Below are 6000 nucleotides of genomic sequence, written 5' to 3'. Positions count from 1 at the left end.
GCGTACCCCTGGAGAGAGACGGAATAGAATGCTTGGAGCTCCACCAAACCCAGTATTAAACCCACCATTAAAACCACAACCACAACTCATATTTTTAACCTCCTCAAATGAACCTCATATCAAATATGAGAATCTGTTTTTATACTATTCAGACTTACAAGAGTGGTATGGACGACTGACTTAGTCGAAACGCATAATTTAATAGACATATAGATTTATAGAGCAAATTATTTAGGCAACGAATGAATATTTATCCTCTTCCTGGTAAAAGCTAACTTGGAAATTACGCCCCAAGGAGGATAACATGAACAAATCAATGATGCTGTGTTCGCTTGGCTTCCTCGTCGCAAGCTGCGGTTTTTCCAGTGCAGCAATGGCAAGCCAAGGACATGGCCACCACACTCGCAGTCATGTGATGGAAGCAAAAGCAGCTTTTATCGATACGAAAGGCAATCAGATCGGGACTGTCGTGTTGACGGAGGAAAAAGACGGCGTGCATCTGAAGCTGGAGGCTAAAGGCCTTACTCCAGGCGTCCATGGCATTCACTTTCATAATGTCGGCAAATGCGAGGCGCCGTCTTTCGAATCCGCTGGCTCCCATCTGAATCCGAAGAACAAACAGCATGGCTTTGATAATCCGCAAGGTTTCCATGACGGCGATCTGCCGAATATTACGGTAAACAAAGACGGTACCGTGAAGGCCGAAATTATTTCGAAAAATGTAACGCTCGACACAGATGCGCCAAACTCTCTGCTTCCAGCAGCCGGCACCGCGCTTGTTATTCATGAAAAAGCGGATGACTATAAGACAGACCCATCAGGCAATTCAGGCAGCCGCATAGCCTGCGGCGTAATCCAGCACTAACATGAAAAAGGCACAGCCGTCCTCGCCGGACGGCTGTGCCTTTTTCTCACTTATCTCTTTTTATAAACGTCTGCTTCACCAACTGGCTTCCGTACACGGAAAAGGCTCCGCATAAAATACCCTGCAGTACACTTTCCACATGAAAGCCTAAGATGAGGCAGGCACAGAGGATGGCTACCGCCGTAACCGCATACACAATGGTCCAATCCGGCACGATCGGTGTCTGCTTCAGCATATAGCCGATTACCCAGCAGGCTGCCACAACAATCATTAATCGGGGATCGATGAGATTCGTAATATCCTCCCACGACATACCGCCACTTCCTTCGCTCCACGCTTTATCATCGTACTTTATACTATGAATCTATGGAGCGTAATGAGAGGGCTTCAGCATATGGCCAATAAAAATTGCGCGATGCATGAAGCCCCGAACAATGGCGGCATAGCGGGCTTTGCCTATTTGTGCTGACCGGGCATTTCTACACTCATTCATCGGCCTATGCATACGATATGTAAGATACGGTACAGGAGGCGAATGACAATGCCGATTATCCCAAATTTCCCTCGGGAATGGATGGAGGAGCATACAGTATGGCATCATCAGCATCATGTGACGCCGGGCACTATACCTCCGGTCGGGTTTGGCGAGCAGTTTTTACGGTTCCACAGAAATTATATCAATAAGGTGTATAACTGGTTCGACCGTATGGGCTACGACAAAAGGGTCGTTGCCGGCTGGCCGGAAATGCCTGCCGGAATATTACGGGCGCCCTGCATGAACCAGCAGGCTTTATACCGGATTCTTTACAATCCGCGATCATTTCCTTCGCTTGATGAGTTTGGCCGGTTTATAGAGTACAGCGGGGTTCACGGCTGTATCCATGCCACCGCTGCGCGATTGTTTAACAACCCGGAGATCGATAACTTTGACCTCTGCACAAGGCAGACCGAGTTCTACAACATCCATGGCATGGTTGATCAATGGTACCGGAACTGGGAAGCGGCCTGGGGAGTTCGCTCTGACGGCTTTGATAGCAGCGTCAGCAAGCCAGGATTCCCAAGCGGCGTATCGGTTACGTACAATCGCGCAAAGCCCTCATTATCGACGCGTAGTAGCTCGGCTCCCGAGGTACGAATTCAGCAGCTCGGACGGCTCGCGTCGCCTTGGATAGGCCACCATCAGCCGATGACGCAACGCCCTCGCAAATCAGCTCCGGCAATTCTCCCTCGAAAAGCCGGATCAGCAGCTCGACGTCGGCCTCGAATACAGCCGCCACTTCTTCAGCTTGCAGCTTTAAATCGCCTAACGGCAATGAGCATACAAGCGCGAAAACGTCGCTGACTTCGCGGTCGATAAACGGCATGCCTTTTGCTTCGCCGAACATTTCCTTGCGTGCTACGCCAAGAGGGATCAGATCCTCGAAGCGGGCAGCTACGCCAAGCTCTTCTTCGATTTCGCGGACCGCGTCCTGCATCGTCTCGCCGGCAGAGAGGTGGCCGGCTGCCGTAATATCGTAATAGCCGGGATAGGTATCCTTCCCGGCTTGGCGCAGCTGGAACCGCACGAAGCGGCGGTTCTCCTCGCGGCGCGTCAGCCAGCAATGGAAGGACCGGTGCCAATAGCCCAGCGCGTGGGTCTCGGTACGGCTTGCGGTGCCAATAGGGTTAAGCTGTTCGTCATAGATATCGAAGCGTTCTTCTGCCATCGGGACCTCCATCTTTTATCCGGATCCTAGCTGCTTGCTGCCGTTCCTTCCTCCAGCACGGAAGTGCAGTGCTTGCATCGGGTAGCTTTAATCGGAATTTGGGACAAGCAGTACGGACATTCTTTTTCCGTCGGCGCCGCGGGCGCAGCGACTTCTTCGGGTTTCATGCGGCGCAGAATGTTAATCCCTTTAACGAGCAGGAAGATACATACGGCAATGATGAAGAAGTCCAGCAATACGTTAATGAATTGACCGTACGCGATAACGGCTACTCCGTATTTGGTCGCGTCGGCAAGAGTGTGGATGTCGTGCATCGCAATGCCTTCCGGCAAAGGCTTGTCCGAGCCCAAGTTAATGAATAAGTCCTTGAAATCCGCTCCGCCGAGCATACGCCCGATGGGTGGCATAATAATATCGTTGACGAGAGAAGTAACGATTTTGCCGAAGGCGCCGCCGATAATAACACCGACCGCCAGATCGATTACATTCCCTTTAATGGCGAATTCCTTGAACTCCTGAATGATTTTTCTCATATTACAATTCCTCCTACAGTGACAATGGAGCTGATTCTCGCGCAGAAAGCATTCTACTTTCTACTATAACCAAACTCTATGTAATCTACTCTACTATATTAGTCGATCTTGCTTCTGATAGAAAGGGCTGGGGCCAGATAGGGTAAATCGCTTCCCGAAAAATGCAACTTCCCTTCCAATGCGCCGTAATAGGCTTAAGCAATATTAATCCAATGATAAGAGCGAAGGGATGGATGACATGTTTAATCGTTTATTGGCCAGTATTGGAATTGGTTCCGCCAAAATCGATACGCTTCTTGAAAAGTCACAATACGTGCCTGGCGAAGAGGTCCGGGGTGTAGTCAATATTCGAGGGGGAAACGCTCCGCAAAACATAGATACCATTCAATTGTCAGTCATGACCGAATACATTCGCGAGAGTAACGACAATAAATTCAGACAGCACGGCGAAATCGGGCGCTATCCTGTGAGTGCGCCGTTTACTCTGGAGGCTGGCGAGACCAAGGAAGTGCCTTTCAGCTTCCGCTTACCCCATCAAACGCCGCTTACGATCGGCAGGGCGCCGGTATGGGTGAAAACCGAGCTCGAGGTGCGCGGCGGCGTGGACCCGGGGGATAACGACCGGATCGATGTTCTGCCTACCGGCGCCATTAACACGGTGTTCCATGCTTTGGATCTTCTTGGCTTCCGGCTGCGCCAGGCGGAATGCGAATATTCCCCGCGGCATGGCGGCGGAATGCCGTTCGTGCAGGAATTTGAATTTGTGCCAACCAGCCAGTTCCGGGGTCAGCTTGATGAGCTGGAGGTTATGTTCTATTCGTCCGATCGCGAGCTGGAGCTGCTGCTTCAGGTAGACCGGCGTGCGCGGGGGCTGGGAGGCTTGTTTGCGGAAGCGCTGGACCTGGATGAAACGTTTGTACGCTGCAGATTTACCGAGGAGCAGCTGCAGGCAGGGCCAACCGTCATTGCCCGTCAGTTGTCCGAGTTGATTGCCAGAACGATCTAGCTAAGCTATATGGCCGGGATAAGCGATTGCGATTAATCGGGACGGGTCCGAGATGCTTCCGTAGGGGCGTCTCGGACTTTTTTGCGTGAATCCGGTAATGGCGGGCGATTCGTGGCGGCCAAACAACGGAGAGAACAACGCTTGATTTGATTCAGCCTCCAATCCTCTGGTTAATAAGGGGGAAACCTTGGCTATTTTAGCGTTTGTGGCATAATAAAGGGAAGACAAGGAAGGGCGAATCTCGCTCATGAAGGAGAAGTTGGGTATGACGATTGGAGCGCGGGTGCTCAAGACAGGCATGGCAGTCGCACTTGCCATCTACCTGAGCGGAATGTTTGGTTTTGCATCTCCGTTGATTACAACGGTCGCAGCCATTCTGACCATCCAGCCGTCCATTTACCGCTCTTGGCAGCAGGTGCTGGATCAGTTCCAGACCAATCTGCTTGGGGCAGCGATGGCGCTGGCTGCGATGAAGCTGTTCGGGCAAACGCCGATTGCGGTAGGACTTGTATGTATCTTAGTTATTCTGGTTAGTATCCGGCTGAGAATGGAGACAACCATCGGCGTTACGCTGGTGACGGTTGTCGCGATTATGGAAGCGCACGGCCAGGTAACGACGGTGGCGCTTGAGCGCTTTCTGATGGTATTGGCGGGGATGGGAGCGGCGTTTACCGTCAACGTGCTTGTCTTCCCGCCGCGGCCGAGAAAGCAGTTCACCGAGCAGGTGCATCACGCTTTCTCTCAGATGTCGCTGCTGCTGCGGACCGCGATCTCGAACGAGATGAAGGAGCAGGTGTACCGCAAGGAGAAAGAGAAGCTGCACAAGACGCTGCGCAAGCTTGAGGACAGCTATAATCTATTCGAGGAAGAGCGGAAGATACTGGCCCGCACAAAAATCAGCCACGCCCGCCAGCTTCTGGTGTCCAAGCAGATGATCAAGGCGCTGCAGAAGGGTTCGGATTTGCTCGAGGTCGTAGAGGAGCATTACTTCTCCGCGCCGAAGGCAGGCGACTGGGCCGCTCGCTTCGACAGTCAAATCGAGGATTTGACGAAGTACCATGAATCGATCGTGCTGAAGATCGAGAACAAGATGAAGCCGAATATGTCCTTGGAGCCTGGAGAAGAGCGGGAGGCACGCCTTGTTGCCGACCTTACCGACTATGTCCGCGAGGACCCGGACGAGCATAAGCGGCTGATCTTCGTCGCCTCCGCCTTGTTCGAATACGCCTATCATCTGCGGCGACTGGAGAAGCTGGTCGACCACATTCAGCGCCCCCACGGCGAACCCGAAGAGCGCCGCAGCGCCGAAAAAGCCGACGCCGCGGCGGTTCGGGAGTAGGCTGCCGTCTCTAGCCGGTGCCGGGTTCGAGTAGTTGAACGTATGATCCGGCTGATGCAATGCGCGAAATAAGAGGGGAAAACCGTGTTACAGAGGTGCGTGCGCTCGAGTGCCGGGTTCTAGTAACCCAATAAGCCGGAAAACCGTGCAGCCGTTGAACGAATGATCCGGCTGGTGCAAGGCGCGAAATAAGAGGGGAAAACCGTGTTACAGAGGTGCGTGCGCTCGAGTGCGGGGTTCAAGTAACTCAATAAGCCGGAAAAACCGTGCTACAGCCGGTGAACGGATAGTCCGGCTGGTGCGAGGCGCGAAATAAGAGGGGAAAACCGTGTTACAGAGGTGCGGGCGCTGGAGTGCCGGGTTCGAGTAACTCAGTAAGTTAAGGATTACAAAAATGGCCCGCGGAGGCCAAAAGTGGAGTTTCGAGCTGGCTTAACGATGTGCCACATCGTTAAGCTCTCAAAAAAGCAGCCTGGCTGCCACCTTAACGATGCGCGACATCGTTAAGAACTAGAAAAATAGCCCGTGGAGGGCCAAAAGTGGAGTTTCGA

Annotated in this window: 6 protein-coding genes; 3 read left to right on the top strand and 3 right to left on the bottom strand. The window is 52.6% G+C overall.

Annotated features, from left to right (window positions below; translation table 11 throughout):
- Positions 1–304: 304 nt before the first annotated feature.
- On the top strand, positions 305–865 hold the full coding sequence (locus PGL01S_RS28880; RefSeq protein WP_127498890.1) for a superoxide dismutase family protein: 561 nt from the start codon (positions 305–307) through the stop codon (positions 863–865).
- 46 nt (positions 866–911) lie between these two features.
- Here the strand turns inward: PGL01S_RS28880 and PGL01S_RS28875 are convergent, their stop codons facing one another.
- The 3 genes from PGL01S_RS28875 to mscL all read right to left on the bottom strand — a co-directional run bounded on the left by PGL01S_RS28875 (position 912) and on the right by mscL (position 3104).
- Positions 912–1178, bottom strand: coding sequence for a phage holin family protein (locus PGL01S_RS28875; protein WP_127498888.1), 267 nt, complete (start codon positions 1176–1178; stop codon positions 912–914).
- A gap of 760 nt (positions 1179–1938) precedes the next feature.
- Positions 1939–2571 (bottom strand): NUDIX hydrolase, encoded by a 633-nt coding sequence (locus PGL01S_RS28870; RefSeq protein WP_127498886.1) that lies wholly within the window; start codon positions 2569–2571, stop codon positions 1939–1941.
- Between the two features lie 26 nt (positions 2572–2597).
- A complete protein-coding gene (gene mscL, locus PGL01S_RS28865; RefSeq protein WP_127498884.1) occupies positions 2598–3104 on the bottom strand; it encodes a large conductance mechanosensitive channel protein MscL in 507 nt (168 codons plus the stop codon).
- 238 nt (positions 3105–3342) lie between these two features.
- On the opposite strand from mscL, the gene PGL01S_RS28860 reads away from it, so the two are divergent.
- Together PGL01S_RS28860 and PGL01S_RS28855 are read left to right on the top strand one after the other, a co-directional pair.
- Positions 3343–4110 carry a sporulation protein gene (locus PGL01S_RS28860; RefSeq protein WP_244935802.1) on the top strand — a complete coding sequence of 256 codons (768 nt, stop codon included), beginning with the start codon at positions 3343–3345 and terminating at the stop codon, positions 4108–4110.
- A 265-nt stretch (positions 4111–4375) separates the two neighbouring features.
- Complete coding sequence (locus PGL01S_RS28855; protein WP_127498880.1) at positions 4376–5449, top strand: FUSC family protein; 1074 nt, start codon at positions 4376–4378, stop codon at positions 5447–5449.
- Positions 5450–6000: the final 551 nt, after the last annotated feature.

This window comes from Paenibacillus glycanilyticus NBRC 16618 (assembly GCF_004000805.1).
Classification (GTDB): Bacteria; Bacillota; Bacilli; order Paenibacillales; family Paenibacillaceae; genus Pristimantibacillus; species Pristimantibacillus glycanilyticus.
This window is presented reverse-complemented; position numbering and strand designations above follow the sequence as displayed.